This window comes from Minwuia thermotolerans (assembly GCF_002924445.1).
GTDB lineage: Bacteria > Pseudomonadota > Alphaproteobacteria > Minwuiales > Minwuiaceae > Minwuia > Minwuia thermotolerans.
This window is the reverse complement of record NZ_PIGG01000076.1, coordinates 95,682-113,692: the sequence shown is the minus strand read 5'-3', so window position 1 is coordinate 113,692 and position 18,011 is coordinate 95,682. Positions and strand designations below refer to the sequence as shown.

Genomic DNA, 18,011 nt, shown 5'->3' with positions numbered 1-18,011 from the left:
CCCTTCGGCGGACGGCCGCGAATCGGCTTATGATCGCCGCTCCCCTGGCTACGGAGCATCACGACATGCCGCTTTCCGCCCAACAGCTTCGCGAGATCGAGGAACAGCGGGCCGAGGCGACCCCGACGCGGCGCGCGGTCTCGCCGGCGCTGGAGGAAATGCTCTACCGCCCCATCGAGGTGCTGGACCACGGCTTCGTGCGGGTCATCGACTACATGGGCGACGACGCGGCGGTGGTTCAGGCCGCGCGCGTTTCCTACGGCCGCGGCACGCGCAAGGTCAGCCAGGATTCGGGCCTGATCAATTACCTGATGCGCCACCGGCACACCACGCCGTTCGAGATGTGCGAGATCAAGTACCACGTGAAGCTGCCGATCTTCGTAGCCAGGCAGTGGATCCGCCACCGCACCGCCAACGTCAACGAATACTCCGCCCGCTACTCCATCCTGGACCGGGAGTTCTACATCCCGGCGCCGGCGCAGCTCGCCGCCCAGTCGCGGTCCAACCGCCAGGGCCGGGGCGACGTGCTGCAGGGGGAGGAGGCGGAGCGCGTGATGCGCCTGCTGCGCGAGGATTCGGAGCGCGCCTACGAACACTACCAGGAGATGCTGAACGAGGACGACGCCGGCGAGCCGCTGGACGCGGAGCGCTGCGGGCTGGCGCGGGAGCTGGCGCGGATGAACCTGTCGCTCAACTTCTATACCCAGTGGTACTGGAAGACGGACCTGCACAATCTGATGCATTTCCTGTCACTGCGCGCCGACAGCCACGCGCAATATGAAATTCGCGTCTACGCGGATGCAATGATGGAGACGCTGCGCGCCTGGACGCCGCTGTGCGCCGCCGCCTTCGAGGAATACCGCATGGGCGGCGCGCACCTGTCGGCGAAGGGCGTGGCGGCGCTGCGCCGGATGCTCGACGGCGAGGCCGTGACGCAGGAAAACAGCGGTCTTTCGGCGCGCGAATGGCGGGAAATGATGGCCGCGCTTGGCCGCGGCTGAGGCTCGCCGCGCGCCGGAGCCGGACGCGAAAGGCATGATCGCCCGCCGGCGCGCCCGGCGGCACGGTATTTGCCTCCGCTCAGGTGGGCCATCATTGCCTTGATGGGTCAGAGGGGCTAGAGGGAAGGGGTTTCCGTGCGTGTCCGCAGCCGGCAGGAAAGAGACGTTTTGCGATGAGCGAACCCAGCGGCGAGTCCCGTGCCGATAGTCCGGACGCGGCGATGACGGAACGCTTCGACCGCTGGCTCCAGGCCTTCGGCAGCGCCTGGCAGAACCGGAACGCCGAGGAGATGGCGGCGCTGTTCGCCGGCGACGGCGGTTTCTTCGAGACGCCCTTCGGCCCGCCCTGCCGTGGCCGCTCCGAGATCCTGGCCCACTGGCAGGAAGCCCTGGGGCGCCAGGACAACGTGGTCTTCATGTACAGGACGATGGCCGTTCGCGACGACCTGGGCGTGGCCCGCTGGGCGGCCCAGTTCGATCTCCCCGAGGCCGGACTCCGGCTGGAGTTCGACGGCGTCATCGAATGCCGCCTCGCCGCCGACGACACCGCCCGCCTGGTGCGCCTGTGGTGGCACGACCGCGAGGCGCCCAGGCGCAAGCAGCCCGCCTGACTCGTCGCATTTACCTTCGCGCCCGCGCCGTTATCATCGTCCCTCGCATCGAAGGGGAGGATGAGACATGGCGGTCAAGGTCTATGACTGGCTGGCGAAGAACGCGGCGTTCCGCGGCGACCACCTGGCAATGTGCGACCTGGCGAGCGAACGGCGCTTTTCCTACAGGCGCGCCAACGACCGCGCCGGCCGGGTCGCCACCTGGCTCAGGGAAGATTTCGGCATCGGGCGCGGCGACCGCGTCGGCGTGCTGGCCCCCAACACCACGGACGTACTGGAAATCCAGTTCGCCTGCGCCAAGCTGGGCGCGGTCTTCCTGCCGCTGAACTGGCGGCTGACGGTCCCCGAGCTCTGTTTCATCGCCCGGGACGCCGGTCCGAAGGCGCTGATCCACGGCGCCGAGTTCGCCGACAGCGCCAGGGCCGTGGCGGCGGAAGTCGGCATCCCGCATCTGGCGCAGACCAATGGCGACGGCTCCGATTCACCCTATGAGCGCGGCATCGCCCGCCACCTGGTGCCGACGGAGATGGTCGACCTCGACCACGACGATCTCTGGACCATCATGTACACCTCCGGCACCACGGGTCTGCCCAAGGGCGCCATGATCACCCACGGCATGACTTTCTGGAACACGGTCAATCTGGGCCTGCCGCACCGGATCACGCCGGACGCGGTGCAGCTCACCGTGCTGCCGCTGTTCCACACCGGCGGTCTCAACTGCTACACGAACCCCGTTCTGCATGCCGGCGGCACGGTCCATGTGATGAAGGCATTCGACCCCAAGGCATGTCTGGACCTGCTCACGGACCGCAAACTTGGCATCACCCACTTCTTCGGCGTGCCCGCGAACTACCAGTTCATGGCGCAGCAGCCCGAATTCGAGACCGCCGACCTCTCCGGGGTCCGGATGGCCGGCATCGGCGGCGCGCCGTCATCGCTGTCGCTCCTCGAAACCTGGGACCGGAAGGGGCTGGGCCTGGCGCAGGGTTTCGGCATGACCGAGACGAGCCCGTCCGTGCTGGTGCTGGACGCCGCCGACGCCATGACCGCGCCCGGCTCCTCGGGCAAGCCGGTAATGCACAACGAGGTGCGGATCGTCGACGAGAACGGCGAGGACGTGGCGCCCGGCGAGGTCGGCGAGCTCTGGGTCCGGGGGCCGAACATCACCCCCGGCTACTGGAACCGTCCGGAGGCGACGGCCGAGACCATCACCGACGGCTGGCTGCACACCGGCGATGCCACGCGCATGGACGAGCGCGGCTTCTACTACATCGTCGACCGCACCAAGGACATGTACATCTCCGGCGGCGAGAACGTCTATCCGGCGGAGGTCGAGAACGTGATCTACCAGCTCGACGGCATCGCCGAAGCGGCCGTCATCGGCCTGCCCGACGACAAGTGGGGCGAGATCGGCTGCGCGGTGATCGTGCTGAAGAAGGGCGCCGAGCTGACCGGAGAGGCGATCATCGCCCACTGCCGGCGGAACCTGGCCACCTACAAGACGCCGAAGCGGGTCGAGTTCATCAGCGAGTTGCCGCGCAACGCCACCGGCAAGGTGCTGAAACGGGAACTGCGCGACAGCATCGGCAAGGCCGACGCGGCCTGAGCCGTCAGGCCGCCTCCGCCGGAGTCAGGGTCTCCAGCGAGAGCGCATGCACGCGCTCGTCCAGTTCCGCCTTCAGGGCGCGGTAGACGGCGCGCTGCCGGGCGACGCGGTTCTGACCGTCGAAGGCGGCCGAGACGATGCGGACGTGAAAATGGGTCTCGCCCTCCGGGCGGTAGCCGGCGTGTCCGCGGTGCTTTTCGGAATCGTCGCGGATCGTCAGTTCGGCAGGGCTGAAAGCCGCGTTCAGCTTGCTCTCGATCCGCTCGCGATAGGTCATGTCGTTTCCTTTTCGGGGGCGCGGTCTGTCGCGCCTGTCAAGCTTGTTCGTTGCTCCGGCCGCCACCATACTCCGCAGCATGCTGAGAGGCCGGAACAAGAAATATCAGACCAGCGCGGAACGCAACCGCCCCATCGAGCGGTTCTGCGACCGCGACGACTGCGAGGCCGAAGGCGCCTTCCGGGCGCCGAAATCGCGCAATCCGGCCGACGGCTATCACCATTTCTGCCTCGACCACGTGCGCGAATACAACAAGTCCTGGAACTACTTCGACGGCATGAGTGAGGTGGAAGTGGAGAACTTCCAGCGGTCCGTTCACTGGGCGCACCGGCCGACATGGAAGCTGGGCGAGCGCGTCTCGCGCCGCTTCCACCCGGACGATCTGCGCGACCCGTTCGGCCTCTACGACCATCCGGAGACGCCGCCGGAGCCACGCCCGAATCCGGAGAAGCGCTTCACGGCCGCGCAGCGCCGCGCGTTCAACGTATTGCAGATCGAACCGACCGACGACTTGCGTGAGGTCAAGCTTCGTTATAAGCAACTCGCCAAACGCTTTCATCCTGATGCCAATGGCGGCGATCGCGGCTATGAGGATCGGTTGAAGCACATCAACGAAGCCTATGGCGTGCTGAGCGCCAGTCTTGGCTGACGGACCTACTTCCCGTTCCACGATCAGGGATTACGCATGACCTCCACCGACTATGCCGCCGACCTGCCGACGCTGCCCAAGGGGCTCCCGGACATGACCGTTTCCGTGCGGCAGGCGTTCGGAATCGATAGCGATATGGAAGTGCCGGCGTTCTCGGAGTCCACCGACCGCGTGCCGCAGATGGATCCCGCCTACCTGTTCGACCATGACACCACGCTGGCCATTCTGGCCGGCTTCAAATACAACCGCCGCGTCATGATCCAGGGCTTCCACGGCACCGGGAAGTCGACCCATGTGGAGCAGGTTGCCGCGCGCCTGAACTGGCCCTGCGTGCGCGTCAACCTGGACAGCCACATCAGCCGTATCGACCTGGTTGGCAAGGACGCCATCGTCCTGCGCGACGGCCAGCAGGTGACCGAGTTCCGTGACGGCATCCTGCCCTGGGCGCTGCAGAACCCCGTCGCCATGGTGTTCGACGAGTACGACGCCGGCCGGCCGGACGTGATGTTCGTGATCCAGCGCGTACTGGAGCATGACGGCAAGCTGACCCTGCTGGACCAGAACCGCGTGCTGAAGCCGCACAGCTGCTTCCGGCTGTTCTCGACCACCAACACCATCGGACTGGGCGACACCACCGGCCTCTATCACGGCACCCAGCAGATCAACCAGGGCCAGATGGACCGCTGGAACATCGTCACCACGCTGAACTACCTGGAGCACGACGCCGAGTGCGACATCGTGCTGGCCAAGGCGCCGGCCTACGACACCGCCAAGGGCAAGAAGGCCATCAGCGCCATGGTGAACGTCGCCGACCTGACCCGTGCGGGCTTCGTCAACGGCGACATCTCCACGGTCATGTCGCCGCGCACGGTGATCACCTGGGCGGAGAACGCCGAGATCTTCGGCGATATCGGCTTCGCCTTCCGCGTCACCTTCCTCAACAAGTGCGACGAGATGGAACGCCCCATCGTCGCCGAGTACTACCAGCGCTGCATGGGCAAGGACCTGCCGGAATCCGCCGCCAGCGTCACGGTGAACTGAGGCAGGCTTGAGCAAGGGCAAGGAACCACCGACCGAACCGTTCAAGCGCGCCGTCGCCGCCGCGCTGCGCGCCGTCGCCGAGGAGCGGGACGCGGAGGTCACCTATGGTCCGGAGACGCCCGCCCTCCGGGGCAAACGCGTGCGCCTGCCCGTGCCCAGCCGCCGCATGGAAAAGGCCGAGCTGGCCCAGATCCGCGGCGCCGCCGACGCCTTCGCGCTGAAGCTGAAGCATCACGACGCCAAGGTGCATCGGCGGAACCTGCCCCAGGGCGGCACCGCGCGCGCGATCTACGAGAGCATCGAGCAGGCCCGCGTCGAGGCGATCGGCGCGAAACGCATGTCGGGCGTGGCGGAGAACCTGAACGCCGCGCTGGAGGAGCGCTGCCGCGTGCGCGGCTACGGCCGTCTGCGCGACCAGTCGGAGGCCCCGCTCTCCGAGGCGGTCGGCTTCATGCTGCGCGAGGCGCTGGGCGTCCAGCCCCTGCCCGACGACGCGCGCAACGTGCTCGACCTGTGGCGCGACGAGCTGATGGAGAAGGCCGGCGGCGACGTCTCGGAACTCCTCGACAATCTCGACGACCAGGAAGGCTTCGCCAGGGCCGCGCGGCAGCTGATCCGCGATCTCGGCTACATGGAGGACGAACCGGCCGAGGGCGAGGAGGACGATCAGGACTCCGAAGAGGACAACAGCGAACAGCAGCAGCAGTCGGAGCAGGAAAGCGAAGAGGGCAGCGATCAGGCCTCCGAGCCCCAGTCCGCCGAGCAGGGCGACGGCGATGAGGGCGCCGACGAGCAGGGCGAGCAGGTCCAGGCCGCCGGCGAGGACGAGATGGAGGGCGACGGCGAGGAGGCCGGCAAGGGCAAGCGCCCGGTCTACCCGGACGATTTCGCCAACGATCCCGAGCGCAAGCAGTACCGCCCCTTCACCACCGCCTTCGATGAGGTGATCGAGGCCACCGACCTCTGCGACGCCGAGGAACTCAGCCGTCTGCGCGGCCAGCTCGACCAGCAGCTCCACAGCCTGCAGACAGTGGTCGCCAAGCTGGCCAACCGGCTGCAGCGCCGCCTGATGGCGAAGCAGAACCGCTCCTGGGAGTTCGACCTGGAGGACGGCTATCTCGACACCTCGCGGCTGGCCCGCGTGGTCGCCAACCCGGTCCTGCCGCTCAGCTACAAGATGGAGCGGGACATGGATTTCCGCGACACGGTGGTGACGCTGCTGATCGACAATTCCGGCTCCATGCGCGGCCGCCCGATCACGGTAGCGGCCATGTGCGGCGACATCCTGGCGCGCACGCTGGAGCGCTGCGCGGTGAAGGTCGAGATCCTGGGCTTCACCACGCGCGCCTGGAAGGGCGGCCAGTCGCGGGAGGCCTGGCTGGCCGCGGGCAAGCCGCCCAACCCGGGCCGGCTGAACGACCTGCGCCACATCGTCTACAAGCCGGCCGACGCGCCCATGCGCCGCGCACGCAAGAACCTCGGCCTGATGCTGCGCGAGGGGCTGCTGAAGGAGAACATCGACGGCGAGGCGCTCGGCTGGGCGCATGACCGCCTGATGGCGCGGCCGGAGCAGCGCCGCATCCTGATGGTCATCTCCGACGGCGCCCCGGTCGACGATTCCACGCTTTCGGTGAACGCAGGCAACTATCTCGACCGCCACCTGCGCCAGAGCATCGAATGGATCGAGAAGAACTCGCCGGTCGAACTGATCGCCATTGGCATCGGCCACGACGTGACCCGTTACTACCGCCGGGCCGTCACCATCGTCGACGCCGAGCAGCTCGGCGGCGCGATGATGGAGAAGCTGGCGGAGCTGTTCGACGACGACACGGGGGCCGCCAGCCCGCAGCCCCGCCGCCGGCGCAGGACCACGGGCGCGCTGGTTTCCTGAGGCCGCGCCGACGCGCGCTTTGCGCTTCGGCTCCTGCGGCCCCATATCCCCCCGACACGTCTGTCGAAGAACGAGAACGGGGGAATCCGCCATGTACATCTCGCCCACGCTTGTCGAAGGTCTGATCGCCCTGATCGGCGGCATCGCCATCCTGATCGCGCCCAGGCTGCTCAACTACATCGTCGCCGCCTATCTGATCATCGTCGGCGCAGTGACGCTGATCGGTCTCGCCTGACCGACCGGCCGGGGCCGAAACGAAAAGGGGCCCGGCGCGAACGCCGGACCCCGGATCGGTTGCAGAAGACGCGGAGCGTCAGGGGATCATGGTCGTGTCGCTGCCGAGGACACCCTTGATGTCCTCGAGCTGCGACAGCTTCTCCTCGATCGCCGTACGCTTCTCCTCGTCGTCGCCGGCGTCCTCCAGATCCTCGCGCGCGTTCCGGATTTCCTGATCCAGATGATCGCGGCTGAGATCGGCCAGCGGGATCGCCGTTTCGGCCAGGACGGTGAAGCTGTCCAGCGCCACTTCGGCAAAGCCGCCCGCGACGAAATAGCGGGCGGAAGGCGCCGCGCCGTCGTTCTCGTAGATCTCCAGCGCGCCGGGGCGCAGGGTGGAGACCAGCGGCATGTGCCCCGGCATCACGGCGAAATTGCCCTCGGTGCCGGGCACCACCACCATCTCGGCCTCGACCGTGGCGAGCAGCCGCTCGGGCGAAACCAGCTCGAAGTTGATCTTGTCGGCCACTGTCTACGCTCCCTGATCGGATGGCGACGGACGCTGCACGGGCAGGACCTCTGTCCTACGCCGCCTCGGCGGCCAGCTTCTTCGACTTGTCCAGCGCCTCGTCGATGGTGCCGACCATGTAGAAGGCGTTCTCCGGCAGGTCGTCGTGCTTGCCTTCCAGGATCTCCTTGAAGCCGCGGACGGTTTCTTCCAGGTCCACGAAGACGCCCGGGGTGTTGGTGAAGACCTCGGCGACGTGGAACGGCTGTGACAGGAAACGCTGCATCTTGCGCGCGCGGGCGACGACCAGCTTGTCCTCTTCCGAGAGCTCGTCCATGCCCAGAATGGCGATGATGTCCTGCAGCGCCTTGTAGCGCTGCAGCACTTCCTGCACCTGACGCGCGACCTCGTAGTGCTCCTCGCCGACGACGCGCGGATCGAGAATGCGCGAGGTCGAATCGAGCGGGTCCACCGCCGGGTAGATGCCGAGCTCCGCGATCTGGCGCGACAGCACCGTGGTGGCGTCCAGATGCGAGAAGGACGTGGCCGGCGCCGGGTCGGTCAGGTCGTCGGCCGGCACGTAGATGGCCTGCACCGAGGTGATCGAGCCCTTGTTGGTGGAGGTGATGCGCTCCTGCAGGGTGCCCATGTCGGTGGCCAGCGTCGGCTGATAGCCCACCGCGGAGGGGATGCGGCCCAGCAGCGCCGAAACCTCGGAGCCCGCCTGGGTGAAGCGGAAGATGTTGTCGACGAAGAACAGCACGTCCTGACCTTCCTGGTCGCGGAAATACTCCGCCAGGGTCAGCCCGGTCAGGGCGACGCGGGCGCGGGCGCCCGGCGGCTCGTTCATCTGGCCGTAGACCAGCGCCGCCTTCGAATTGCCGCCCTCGAGGTCGATAACGCCCGACTCGATCATCTCGTGATAGAGGTCGTTGCCCTCGCGCGTGCGCTCGCCGACGCCGGCGAAGACCGAATAGCCGCCATGGCCCTTCGCGACGTTGTTGATCAGCTCCATGATCAGCACGGTCTTGCCCACGCCCGCACCGCCGAACAGGCCGATCTTGCCGCCCTTGGCGTAGGGCGCCAGCAGGTCCACGACCTTGATGCCCGTCACCAGAACCTCGGACTCGGTGGACTGGTCGGCGAAGGACGGGGCTTCGGCATGGATGGGCGCCGTCATCTCGGCGCCGATCTCCCCGCGCTCGTCGATCGGCTCGCCGACGACGTTGATGATGCGGCCCAGCGTCTTCGGCCCCACCGGCACCATGATCGCCTCGCCGGTGTCGGTCACTTCCTGGCCGCGGACCATGCCCTCGGTGGCGTCCATCGCGATGGTGCGGACAGTGCTCTCGCCCAGATGCTGCGCCACTTCGAGCACCAGACGCTTGCCGTCCAGTTCCGTGTGCAGCGCGTTCATGATCGCCGGCAACTCGTTCTCGAACTGCACGTCGACGACCGCGCCCAACACCTGCGTGACCTTACCGACAACATTGGTAGCCATTTTCTGCTCCCGCCTTCTGAAAGGTTGGACCTTTCGCTAACCCTTACCCGCTACAGCGCCTCGGCGCCGGAGATGATTTCAATAAGCTCGTTCGTGATCGCCGCCTGGCGCTGACGGTTGTACTCCAGCGTCAGCCTGTCGATCATGTCGCCCGCATTGCGCGTGGCGTTGTCCATCGCAGTCATCCGCGCGCCCTGTTCGGAGGCCGCGTTCTCCAGCAGACCGCGGAAGATCTGCACCGAGATGTTGCGCGGCAGCAGCTCGCGCAGGATCTGGTCCTCGTCGGGCTCGTAGGTGTAGACCGCGCCTTCGAGGTCGGGCGGCTCGACATCGCCGGAAACCTGGGCGGGGATGAGCCGCAGCACCGTCGGCTCCTGCGTCAGCACGGAGACGAACTTCGAGAAGATCAGGTGGCAGACGTCGAACTCGCCGTTCTCGAACATTTTCAGCAGGCGCTGGCCGATGGGGCTGGCGTGCTCGAAGCCGACATTGCGCACGCCCGCGAGTTCGATCGTGTCGATGATCTTCCGGCCGTGCATGCGGCGCAGCGCGTCGCGGCCCTTGCGGCCCACGCAGAGGATCTGCACCTCCTTGCCGGCCACTTCGAGCTCGGCGATCTTGGCGCGGGCGCGCTTGGCGATGTTGGCGTTGAAGCCGCCGCAGAGACCGCGTTCGGCGGTGGCCACGACGATCAGGTGACGCTGGTCGGCGCCCGAGCCCGCCAGCAGCGGCGGGGCGTCGTCGCGGCCCTCCATGCCGGAGGCGAGCGTGCCGATGACACGCTCCATCCGCTCGGCATAGGGCCGGGAGGCTTCGACCGAGTCCTGCGCGCGGCGCAGCTTCGCCGCGGCGACCATGTTCATCGCCTTGGTGATCTTCTGCGTCGACTTGACCGACGTGATGCGGCCGCGCAGCGCTTTCAGATTGGCCATGGGCTTGTCGCTCCGGCTTTACTGTTCAGGCGGCGAAGGTCTTGGCGAAATCATCCAGGATGGACTTCAGTTTCTCCTGGGTCTCGTCGGAGAGCTCGCCGGTGTTCTGGATCGTGTCGAGCACGTCCTGATGCCTGGCGTGCATCTCGTTGAGGAACGACTGCTCGAAATCCGTCACCTTGTCGACCGGGATGCCGTCCAGATAGCCGTTCACGCCCGAGAAGATGGACACGGCCTGCTCGGCGACCGTCATCGGCGAGAACTGGTCCTGCTTCAGCAGTTCCGTCAGCCGCGCACCGCGATTCAGCAGACGCTGGGTCGAGGCGTCGAGGTCGGAACCGAACTGCGCGAACGCCGCCATTTCGCGGTACTGCGCCAGCTCCAGCTTGATCGAGCCCGAGACCTTCTTCATCGCCTTGGTCTGCGCCGCAGAGCCCACGCGGGACACGGACAGGCCGACGTTGATGGCCGGCCGGACGCCCTGGTAGAACAGGTCCGTCTCCAGGAAGATCTGGCCGTCGGTGATTGAGATGACGTTGGTCGGGATGAAGGCCGACACATCGCCCGCCTGGGTCTCGATGATCGGCAGCGCCGTCAGGGAACCCGCGCCGTGCGCATCGCTCATCTTCGCGGCGCGCTCCAGCAGGCGGCTGTGCAGGTAGAAGACGTCGCCCGGATAGGCCTCGCGGCCCGGCGGGCGGCGGAGCAGCAGGGACATCTGGCGATAGGCCACGGCCTGCTTGGACAGGTCGTCGTAGACGATCACGGCGTGCATGCCGTTGTCGCGGAAGTACTCGCCCATGGTGCAGCCGGTATAGGGCGCCAGGAACTGCAGCGGCGCCGGCTCGGAGGCGGTGGCGGCGACCACGATGGAGTACTCCATCGCGCCGTTGTCCTCCAGCTGCTTGACGACCTGCGCCACGGTGGAGCGCTTCTGGCCCACGGCGACGTAGATGCAGTAGAGCTTCTTCGATTCGTCGTCGGAAGCGTTGATGTTCTTCTGGTTGATGAAGGTGTCGATGGCGACGGCGGTCTTGCCGGTCTGGCGGTCGCCGATGATCAGTTCGCGCTGGCCGCGGCCGACGGGGACCAGGGCGTCCAGCGCCTTCAGGCCCGTCTGCATCGGTTCATGCACTGACTTGCGCGGAATGATGCCCGGCGCCTTGACCTCGACGCGCTTGCGCTCCGCGCCCTCGATCGGGCCCTTGCCGTCGATGGGATTGCCCAGGCCGTCGACCACGCGCCCCAGCAGGCCCCTGCCCACGGGTACGTCGACGATGGTGCCGAGGCGCTTGACGGTATCGCCTTCCTTGATCGCCCGGTCGGAACCGAAGATCACGACGCCGACATTGTCGCTCTCGAGGTTGAGCGCCATGCCCTTGATGCCGTTCGGGAACTCGACCATCTCGCCGGCCTGGACCTTGTCGAGGCCGTAGATGCGGGCGATGCCGTCACCGACGGAGAGCACCTGGCCGACCTCGGAAACATCGGCTTCGGAGCCGAAGTTCGCGATCTGCTCTTTGAGAATGTCGGATATTTCTGCGGCGCGGACGTCCATCATCCAACCCCTTTCATCGACAACCGTAGACTGTTGAGTTTCGTGGCCAGCGAGTAGTCGACCATGCGGGAGCCGACCCGGACGACCATGCCGCCGAGCAGCCCCTCGTCCACGCTGGTTTCAATGTTGACGTCCCGTCCCACCGCCTGCTTCAGCGTGTCGGACAGCTTCTGGCGCTGCGCCTCGCTCAGCGGCCGGGCCGAGGTGACCGAGGCCGAAACCTCGCCCCGATGCTGGGCCAGAAGCTCGTTGTAGGCGCGGATCATTCCCGGCAGTGCGAACAGCCGCCGGTTCTGCGCCACCACGCCGACGAAGTTCTTGACCGTCCGGCCGACGCCGGCGGCCTCGAGAACGGCGTCCATCGCGCTGGCCTGATCCTGACGGCTGATGACGGGCGATCGCACCACTTTCACCAGATCCGCGCTCTCTTCGAGAAGGCTCGAGATCGTCTGCAGGTCGCGCTGTACGTCGTCCAGCGCATTCTGTTCTTCCGCGAGATCGAACAGAGCCGTCGCGTATCGTCCGGCGATGCCGGCTGTAATCGATTTATCGGCAGCCAAGAAATCCGTCCCCGAAGGTGAGTGCCCTGCCCGACGTTCTCTAGCGTCTTCGCTTCGGGAACAGCCGGGCCTCCAACGCTCAGACAAAGCGGTCACAGCGCGGTGCCCCCTGCATCGCGTGCAACCCGGCGGCTTCTAGCATGCGCTCTTTCAGAACGGCAATCCCCCCCATTGCGGCATTGTGTCCATTGCGCCGCCGGGGGCCGCCAGGTCCCGGAAATCAAAGGAAACTGTGGGGGTCCACGTCGATGACGAGACGCGCGGCGGCGGGCAGCTTCACGTCCTTCAGCCACTGGCGGACATAGGGCTGCAGGGCCCGGCCGGAACGGCTGGAGACGAGGAACCGGAAACGATGGCGGCCGCGCACCACCGCGATCGGCGCCGGCGCGGGACCCAGCACGCGGATGTCGCTGTCGCCCGCCCCCGGCACTGCGCGGGCCAGCATGGCCGCCAGCTCGCGCGCCTGGGCATGCTCCGGCGCCGAGAGCACCAGGGCCACCAGCCGGCCGAAGGGCGGCATCCCCGCCGCACGGCGCGAATCGAGTTCGCGCTCGACGAAGGCGTCCGTGTCGTGGCGCGCCAGCGCCTGAAGGACCGGCGATTCGCTCTGGTGGGTCTGCACCAGCACCCGCCCCGGCTTCTCCGCGCGCCCGGCGCGGCCCGCCACCTGGTGAAGAAGCTGATGCGTGCGCTCGGCCGCGCGCAGATCGCCGCCCTCCAGGCCGAGATCGGCGTCGACCACGCCGACGGTGGTCAGCCCCGGGAAATTGTGGCCCTTGGCGACGATCTGGGTGCCGATCATCAGGTCGACCTCACCGCGGTTCATCGCCTCGATCAGCTTTTCGGCCTGTTCGGGCCCGCGCACCAGATCCGAGGTCATCAGCGCCAGCCGCGCCTCCGGAAACAGCGCCGCCGCCTCCTCGGCCAGACGTTCCACGCCCGGCCCGCAGGCCTTCAGCCGGTCCTCCGCGCCACAGGACGGGCATTCCTTCGGCTTGCGGGTTTCGTAGCCGCAGTGATGGCACTGCAACCGGCCGAGATAGCGGTGCTCGACCAGCCAGGCGGTGCAGTGCGGGCACTGCAGGCGGAAGCCGCAGGCGTCGCAGAGCGTCAGCGGCGCGTAGCCCCGGCGGTTCAGGAACAGCAGCGCCTGCTCGCCCGCTTCCAGCGATTCGCGGACCGCCTGCTCGAGCGGGGGCGAGATCCAGCGCCCGGGCGGCGGCCGCGCCTCGCGCAGATCGACCAGCGTGATCGCCGGCAGTTCGGCGACGCCGTAGCGCTGCGGCAGGCGAACATGGGCGTAGCGTCCGTCGCGGACGTTCTTCACCGTCTCCAGCGAAGGCGTGGCGGAGACCAGCACCGCAGGCCGTTCCAGGATGGAGGCCCTGAGCACCGCCATGTCGCGGGCGTGATAGTGCAGCCCGTCTTCCTGCTTGTAGGAAGTGTCGTGCTCCTCGTCGACGACGATCAGGCCGAGATCGGGAAAGGGCAGATAGAGCGCCGAGCGCGCACCGACGGCGATCCGGGCCTCGCCGGTGACGATGCGGCGGTAGGCCAGCCGCCGGTCCCGGTCGCTGAGGCCCGAATGCCACTGCACGGGCGCCGCGCCGAAGCGTTCGGCGAAGCGGCCGACGATCTGCTGGGTCAGCGCGATCTCCGGCAACAGGACCAGGACCTGATGGCCCGCCGCCAGGGCCTCCGCCACGGCCTCGCAATAGACCTCGGTCTTGCCGGCGCCGGTCACGCCTTCCAGCAGGGTGACCGAGAAGCCCTGCCCCACCGCCCGGCGCAGCGCGTCCGCCGCCTGCTTCTGGTCGGGGTTGAGTTCGGGCCGCCGCGCCGCCGGATCGGGCTGCGCCAGCGGCGGGTCCGCCGCGCGCTCGAAGGCCTCCAGCGCGCCCTGTTCGGCCAGTCCCTTGACCACCGAGGGGCCGACGCCGGCGATCTCGGCCAGATCCTTCGCCGTCATGGGCGGCGCGCCGCTGGCGGCCTCCAGCACGCGCTCGCGGGCCGGGGTCATGCGCTTCGGCGTCTCGCCGGTGGCGCGGTAGACGGTGACCGGCCGGGGCGGCCGGGCATGGCCCAGCCGGCGGGTGACCATCGACAGCACGTCGCCCAGCGGCCGGATGTAATAGCGCGCGGTGACCGTGAGAAAGCGGCGGAAGGCATCGTCCAGGGCGGGCAGCCCGTCCAGGATCTCCAGCACCGGCTTCAGCTTCGCCGCGGCCACCGGCGCAGCGTCGCCGCCCTCCGGTTCGTCCCAGACGACGCCGGTCACCTCGCGCGGACCGAGGGGGACGCGCACCACCGCGCCGGGCGGCGGAACCCGGTCCCCCGGGGCCAGATAGTCATAGGGCTCCCCGAACGGCAGCGGCAGCAAGACCTTGACGCGGGCCGGGCCGGACGCAACAAGTCGGGGGGAGGAACCGGGGTCGGACATGCCGGCCAGTCTATGGCGGCCGGTTCGCGCAGCAAGCCGCGCAGGCCCCCGCCAGCAAACGCAATGGGTTAAGCATGAAGTTCTTTGTCGACAGCGCGGACGTGGCGGCGATTCGCGAGCTCAACGCGACCGGGCTGGTGGATGGCGTGACCACCAATCCGTCGCTGATCGCCAAGTCCGGTGCACGCATCCTGGACGTGGTGGCGGAGATCGCCGGTCTGATCGACGGCCCCGTCTCCGCCGAGGTCACCGCGACCGATCACGACACCATGCTGAAGGAAGGCCGGAAACTGGCGAAGATCGCGCCCAATATCGCCGTCAAGGTGCCGCTGACCATGGACGGGCTGAAGACCTGCAAGGCGCTGAGCGACGACGGCGTGATGGTCAACGTGACGCTGTGCTTCAGCGCCAACCAGGCGCTGCTGGCCGCCAAGGCGGGCGCGAGCTTCATCTCGCCCTTCGTCGGCCGGCTGGACGATATCGGCCAGGATGGCATGGAGCTGATCTCCGACATCGTCGAGATCTACGAGAACTACGCCTTCGAGACCGAGGTGCTGGTGGCCTCGATCCGCCATCCCATGCACCTGCTGCAGGCGGCCAAGATCGGCGCCGACGTCGCCACCCTGCCGCCGGACGTGCTGCACCGCCTGGCGGACCACCCGCTGACCGACAAGGGCCTGAAGGCCTTCCTCGACGACTGGGCGAAGACCGGCCAGTCGATCCTGGACGCCGACACGGCCGAGGTCTGAACGGTGGCCGCCCGGCGCCCCGGAAAGAACCCGCCAGACGGCCCGACCGAGGACGAGGTCGCCGACTTCCTGGCCCGCCATCCCGACTTCCTGAACCGCCGGCCGGAGTTGCTGCGCCGGCTGGCGCCGCCGTCCCGCTTCGAAGAGGCCCCGGGCGACGGCGCGGAGATCGTCGACATGCAGGGCTTCATGGTGACGCGCCTGCAGCAGGATCTGGCCCGCACCCGCGACAGCCATGACGAACTGATCCAGTCCGCGCGCTCCAACCTGTCCAGCCAGGCCCTGATCCACCAGGCGGTGCTGGCCCTGCTCGACGCCCGCGACTTCGAGGAACTGATCCACACCGTCACCCACGACCTGCCGCTGCTGCTCGACGTGGACGCGTCTTCGCTCTGCATCGAATCGGACGGCACGCCGGCTTCGCGGACCCAGGGCGTCTACGTCCTGCCCGTGGGCGCCGTCGACCAGGCGCTGGGGCCGGAGCGCCGCGTGCTGCTGCGCGAGCGGGCCGAGGACACGGAACGGATGTTCGGCCCGGCGGCGGCGCTGGTCCGCTCCGACGCGCTGGTCCGGCTGACGCCGAACAGCCACGCCCCGGTGGCGCTGCTGGCGCTGGGCAGCCGGGAGGGGGGCCGCTTCCACCCCGGCCAGGGCACCGAACTGCTCGCCTTCATGGCCGAAGTGCTGGAAAGATGCCTGCGCAAATGGTTGAATCTTCCCGCGGCCTGAACCGCTGGCGAGGGAGTACGCAATGAAACCCGAAATGATCGTGCCCGACGGACAGGGCTGGGCGCCGAAGCACTTCCACATGGCGCCTGCGACGCGCGCGAAGGGCATGATCTGGATGTCCGGCGTGGTCGCCAACCAGAGCGAGGCGGGCGACGGCGCCATGGAGGCCGCGATCGAGCAGGCCTTCGAGACCATCGGCCAGACGCTCGCGGCGGCGGGCAGCGACTGGGACCACGTGGTCGACATCACCTCCTACCACACCGATCTGGACGGCCAGATGAAGACCTTCATGGCGGTCAAGGACCGCTATCTGAAGGGGCCGGACTACCCGGCCTGGACGGCGATCTCCATCACCGCGCTGGCCATCCCGACGGGCGTCGTGGAGATCAAGGTCACCGCCGTCGAGAAGGACGGGTGAGCGGGAGCCCCCAGGACTTCCTCCGATCGGCCCGCCGGGCCTGGCTCGACTGGCTGGAGCACGAACGCCGCCTGGCGGCGCGGACGCTCGCCGCCTACGCCGCCGACTTCGACGATCTGACGGACTTCCTGACCGGCCATCTGGGCGGCCCTGTCGGCCGCGAGGCGCTGGCCGCGCTCCGGCCGGCGGATCTGCGCGCCTGGCTTGCCGCCCGGCGCCGGCGCGGCGTCGGCGCGGCCTCCAACGCGCGCGCCATCGCGGCGGTCCGCAGCTTCTTCCGCCGCATGGACCAGATCGGCCGGCTGAGCAATCCGGCCGCCCAGTCGCTGGAGCCGCCCCGCAGTCCCCGCCGCCTGCCCAAGCCGGTTTCCGAAGCGGCGGCGCGGGCGCTGGTCGACGGGCCGGTGGCGACGCGCCGGGACTGGCAGGCGCTGCGCGACCGGGCCGTGCTGCTGCTGCTCTACGGCGCCGGGCTGCGCATCTCGGAGGCGCTGGCGCTGACCGTCGACGACGCGCCGCTCGGCCCCGCGGTTACGGTGGACGGCAAGGGCGGGCGGGCGCGGCGCGTGCCGCTGCTCGGGATCATCGGGGAGGCGGTCGAGGACTATCGCCGCGCCTGCCCGCACGAGGAGACGCCGGGCCGGGCGCTGTTCCTCGGCGCCCGCGGCGGCGCGCTCAGGCCGGAGATCGTGCAGGCCGCGGTGCGGCGGCTCCGGGGCGCGCTCGGCCTGCCGGAGACCGTGACGCCGCATGCGCTCCGCCACAGCTTCGCCACCCATCTGCTGGGCGGCGGCGGCGACCTGCGCGCGATCCAGGAGCTGCTCGGCCACGCCTCGCTCTCGACCACCCAGCTCTACACCGAAGTCGACGCCGAAGCGCTGTGGGAGACCTACCGCCGGGCCCGGCCGCGCCTGGACCGCGGCGGCGGATGAGACGGCGACCATCGGGCTTGATCTGAGGACTCGCGCGGCTATAGTCCCGGCCTTCCGGAGGGATGGCCGAGCGGTTTAAGGCGCACGCCTGGAAAGCGTGTTGGGTGCAAGCCCTCGGGGGTTCGAATCCCCCTCCCTCCGCCAGCATCCTCTGCTCATGGTTTCCGGCCGTTGTCGCGCCAACCGGCGAAAGCATTCACCTGCTCCCCACGACCGGCCAGGTTCGTCGCGTACGCCAGCCCCCCGCGGAGGTGGAACCCGGGCGGTATCGTCACCACATCAGGTATTCGGCCGTGCGGACGCGGGCGGAGACGCTTGTCCGAAGCGCAAGAGCCGCGCCGACCGGACGGAACCCGGGCCGCATCGGACGGGCGACATTCTCAACACGCATC

General features: G+C 68.4%; 18 protein-coding genes and 1 tRNA gene. 12 read left to right on the top strand and 7 right to left on the bottom strand.

The features are described from left to right. Nucleotides 1-65 precede the first annotated feature (65 nt). From thyX to CWC60_RS22020, 3 genes are all read left to right on the top strand, one after another. On the top strand, nucleotides 66-1,001 hold the full coding sequence (gene thyX, locus CWC60_RS22030; RefSeq protein ID WP_109796098.1) for an FAD-dependent thymidylate synthase: 936 nt from the start codon (nucleotides 66-68) through the stop codon (nucleotides 999-1,001). A gap of 173 nt (nucleotides 1,002-1,174) precedes the next feature. Next, nucleotides 1,175-1,612, top strand: a complete 438-nt coding sequence (locus CWC60_RS22025; RefSeq protein ID WP_109796075.1) for a YybH family protein — start codon at nucleotides 1,175-1,177, stop codon at nucleotides 1,610-1,612. A gap of 67 nt (nucleotides 1,613-1,679) precedes the next feature. Next, nucleotides 1,680-3,218 carry an acyl-CoA synthetase gene (locus tag CWC60_RS22020; RefSeq protein WP_109796074.1) on the top strand — a complete coding sequence of 513 codons (1,539 nt, stop codon included), beginning with the start codon at nucleotides 1,680-1,682 and terminating at the stop codon, nucleotides 3,216-3,218. Between the two features lie 4 nt (nucleotides 3,219-3,222). Here CWC60_RS22020 and CWC60_RS22015 read toward each other — a convergent pair whose 3' ends face one another. Continuing rightward, a complete protein-coding gene (locus tag CWC60_RS22015; RefSeq protein WP_109796073.1) occupies nucleotides 3,223-3,495 on the bottom strand; it encodes a BolA family protein in 273 nt (90 codons plus the stop codon). Nucleotides 3,496-3,574: 79 nt separating this feature from the next. Between CWC60_RS22015 and CWC60_RS22010 the strand changes: the two genes are divergently transcribed. From CWC60_RS22010 to CWC60_RS21995, 4 genes are all read left to right on the top strand, one after another. Next, entirely contained in the window at nucleotides 3,575-4,144 is a 570-nt protein-coding gene (locus CWC60_RS22010; RefSeq protein ID WP_164516691.1) for a J domain-containing protein, read from the top strand. A gap of 36 nt (nucleotides 4,145-4,180) precedes the next feature. Continuing rightward, nucleotides 4,181-5,185 (top strand): cobaltochelatase subunit CobS, encoded by a 1,005-nt coding sequence (gene cobS / locus CWC60_RS22005; protein ID WP_109796071.1) that lies wholly within the window; start codon nucleotides 4,181-4,183, stop codon nucleotides 5,183-5,185. A 7-nt stretch (nucleotides 5,186-5,192) separates the two neighbouring features. Then, nucleotides 5,193-7,076, top strand: coding sequence for a cobaltochelatase subunit CobT (cobT, locus tag CWC60_RS22000; RefSeq protein WP_109796070.1), 1,884 nt, complete (start codon nucleotides 5,193-5,195; stop codon nucleotides 7,074-7,076). Between the two features lie 91 nt (nucleotides 7,077-7,167). Next, complete coding sequence (locus tag CWC60_RS21995; protein ID WP_109796069.1) at nucleotides 7,168-7,311, top strand: DUF3096 domain-containing protein; 144 nt, start codon at nucleotides 7,168-7,170, stop codon at nucleotides 7,309-7,311. A 78-nt stretch (nucleotides 7,312-7,389) separates the two neighbouring features. On the opposite strand, the gene CWC60_RS21990 is transcribed toward CWC60_RS21995, so the two are convergent. The 6 genes from CWC60_RS21990 to CWC60_RS21965 form a co-directional block, all read right to left on the bottom strand. After that, nucleotides 7,390-7,821, bottom strand: a complete 432-nt coding sequence (locus CWC60_RS21990) for a F0F1 ATP synthase subunit epsilon (RefSeq protein WP_109796068.1) — start codon at nucleotides 7,819-7,821, stop codon at nucleotides 7,390-7,392. 55 nt (nucleotides 7,822-7,876) lie between these two features. After that, the gene (gene atpD, locus CWC60_RS21985; protein WP_109796067.1) at nucleotides 7,877-9,301 is read right to left on the bottom strand and encodes a F0F1 ATP synthase subunit beta; all 1,425 of its coding nucleotides are present in this window, start codon (nucleotides 9,299-9,301) and stop codon (nucleotides 7,877-7,879) included. 50 nt (nucleotides 9,302-9,351) lie between these two features. Continuing rightward, nucleotides 9,352-10,233 carry a F0F1 ATP synthase subunit gamma gene (locus CWC60_RS21980; RefSeq protein WP_109796066.1) on the bottom strand — a complete coding sequence of 294 codons (882 nt, stop codon included), beginning with the start codon at nucleotides 10,231-10,233 and terminating at the stop codon, nucleotides 9,352-9,354. Between the two features lie 25 nt (nucleotides 10,234-10,258). Next, nucleotides 10,259-11,791 carry a F0F1 ATP synthase subunit alpha gene (gene atpA / locus CWC60_RS21975; protein WP_109796065.1) on the bottom strand — a complete coding sequence of 511 codons (1,533 nt, stop codon included), beginning with the start codon at nucleotides 11,789-11,791 and terminating at the stop codon, nucleotides 10,259-10,261. Further along, nucleotides 11,791-12,351 (bottom strand): F0F1 ATP synthase subunit delta, encoded by a 561-nt coding sequence (locus CWC60_RS21970; RefSeq protein WP_109796064.1) that lies wholly within the window; start codon nucleotides 12,349-12,351, stop codon nucleotides 11,791-11,793. Before CWC60_RS21970 ends, atpA begins: the two co-directional genes overlap by 1 nt. A gap of 220 nt (nucleotides 12,352-12,571) precedes the next feature. Further along, on the bottom strand, nucleotides 12,572-14,791 hold the full coding sequence (locus tag CWC60_RS21965) for a primosomal protein N' (RefSeq protein WP_109796063.1): 2,220 nt from the start codon (nucleotides 14,789-14,791) through the stop codon (nucleotides 12,572-12,574). A gap of 74 nt (nucleotides 14,792-14,865) precedes the next feature. On the opposite strand from CWC60_RS21965, the gene fsa reads away from it, so the two are divergent. From fsa to CWC60_RS21940, 5 genes are all read left to right on the top strand, one after another. Beyond that, the gene (gene fsa, locus CWC60_RS21960; protein WP_109796062.1) at nucleotides 14,866-15,540 is read left to right on the top strand and encodes a fructose-6-phosphate aldolase; all 675 of its coding nucleotides are present in this window, start codon (nucleotides 14,866-14,868) and stop codon (nucleotides 15,538-15,540) included. A 3-nt stretch (nucleotides 15,541-15,543) separates the two neighbouring features. Then, on the top strand, nucleotides 15,544-16,269 hold the full coding sequence (locus CWC60_RS21955) for a DUF484 family protein (RefSeq protein WP_109796061.1): 726 nt from the start codon (nucleotides 15,544-15,546) through the stop codon (nucleotides 16,267-16,269). A 22-nt stretch (nucleotides 16,270-16,291) separates the two neighbouring features. After that, nucleotides 16,292-16,687 carry a RidA family protein gene (locus CWC60_RS21950; RefSeq protein ID WP_109796060.1) on the top strand — a complete coding sequence of 132 codons (396 nt, stop codon included), beginning with the start codon at nucleotides 16,292-16,294 and terminating at the stop codon, nucleotides 16,685-16,687. Next, nucleotides 16,684-17,619 (top strand): tyrosine-type recombinase/integrase, encoded by a 936-nt coding sequence (locus CWC60_RS21945; protein ID WP_109796059.1) that lies wholly within the window; start codon nucleotides 16,684-16,686, stop codon nucleotides 17,617-17,619. Before CWC60_RS21950 ends, CWC60_RS21945 begins: the two co-directional genes overlap by 4 nt. Nucleotides 17,620-17,675: 56 nt before the next feature. Then, nucleotides 17,676-17,763, top strand: a tRNA-Ser gene (locus CWC60_RS21940). Nucleotides 17,764-18,011 lie beyond the last annotated feature (248 nt).

Bases quoted from the DNA above. Each gene is read 5' to 3' on its own strand.
- CWC60_RS22025 (WP_109796075.1), top strand. From the start codon at position 1,175: ATGAGCGAACCCAGCGGCGAGTCCCGTGCCGATAGTCCGGACGCGGCG.
- thyX (WP_109796098.1), top strand. From the start codon at position 66: ATGCCGCTTTCCGCCCAACAGCTTCGCGAGATCGAGGAACAGCGGGCC.
- CWC60_RS21965 (WP_109796063.1), bottom strand. From the start codon at position 14,791: ATGTCCGACCCCGGTTCCTCCCCCCGACTTGTTGCGTCCGGCCCGGCC.
- CWC60_RS21995 (WP_109796069.1), top strand. From the start codon at position 7,168: ATGTACATCTCGCCCACGCTTGTCGAAGGTCTGATCGCCCTGATCGGC.
- CWC60_RS21980 (WP_109796066.1), bottom strand. From the start codon at position 10,233: ATGGCCAATCTGAAAGCGCTGCGCGGCCGCATCACGTCGGTCAAGTCG.
- CWC60_RS21950 (WP_109796060.1), top strand. From the start codon at position 16,292: ATGAAACCCGAAATGATCGTGCCCGACGGACAGGGCTGGGCGCCGAAG.
- CWC60_RS22015 (WP_109796073.1), bottom strand. From the start codon at position 3,495: ATGACCTATCGCGAGCGGATCGAGAGCAAGCTGAACGCGGCTTTCAGC.
- atpA (WP_109796065.1), bottom strand. From the start codon at position 11,791: ATGGACGTCCGCGCCGCAGAAATATCCGACATTCTCAAAGAGCAGATC.
- fsa (WP_109796062.1), top strand. From the start codon at position 14,866: ATGAAGTTCTTTGTCGACAGCGCGGACGTGGCGGCGATTCGCGAGCTC.
- CWC60_RS22020 (WP_109796074.1), top strand. From the start codon at position 1,680: ATGGCGGTCAAGGTCTATGACTGGCTGGCGAAGAACGCGGCGTTCCGC.
- CWC60_RS22010 (WP_164516691.1), top strand. From the start codon at position 3,575: ATGCTGAGAGGCCGGAACAAGAAATATCAGACCAGCGCGGAACGCAAC.
- atpD (WP_109796067.1), bottom strand. From the start codon at position 9,301: ATGGCTACCAATGTTGTCGGTAAGGTCACGCAGGTGTTGGGCGCGGTC.
- cobS (WP_109796071.1), top strand. From the start codon at position 4,181: ATGACCTCCACCGACTATGCCGCCGACCTGCCGACGCTGCCCAAGGGG.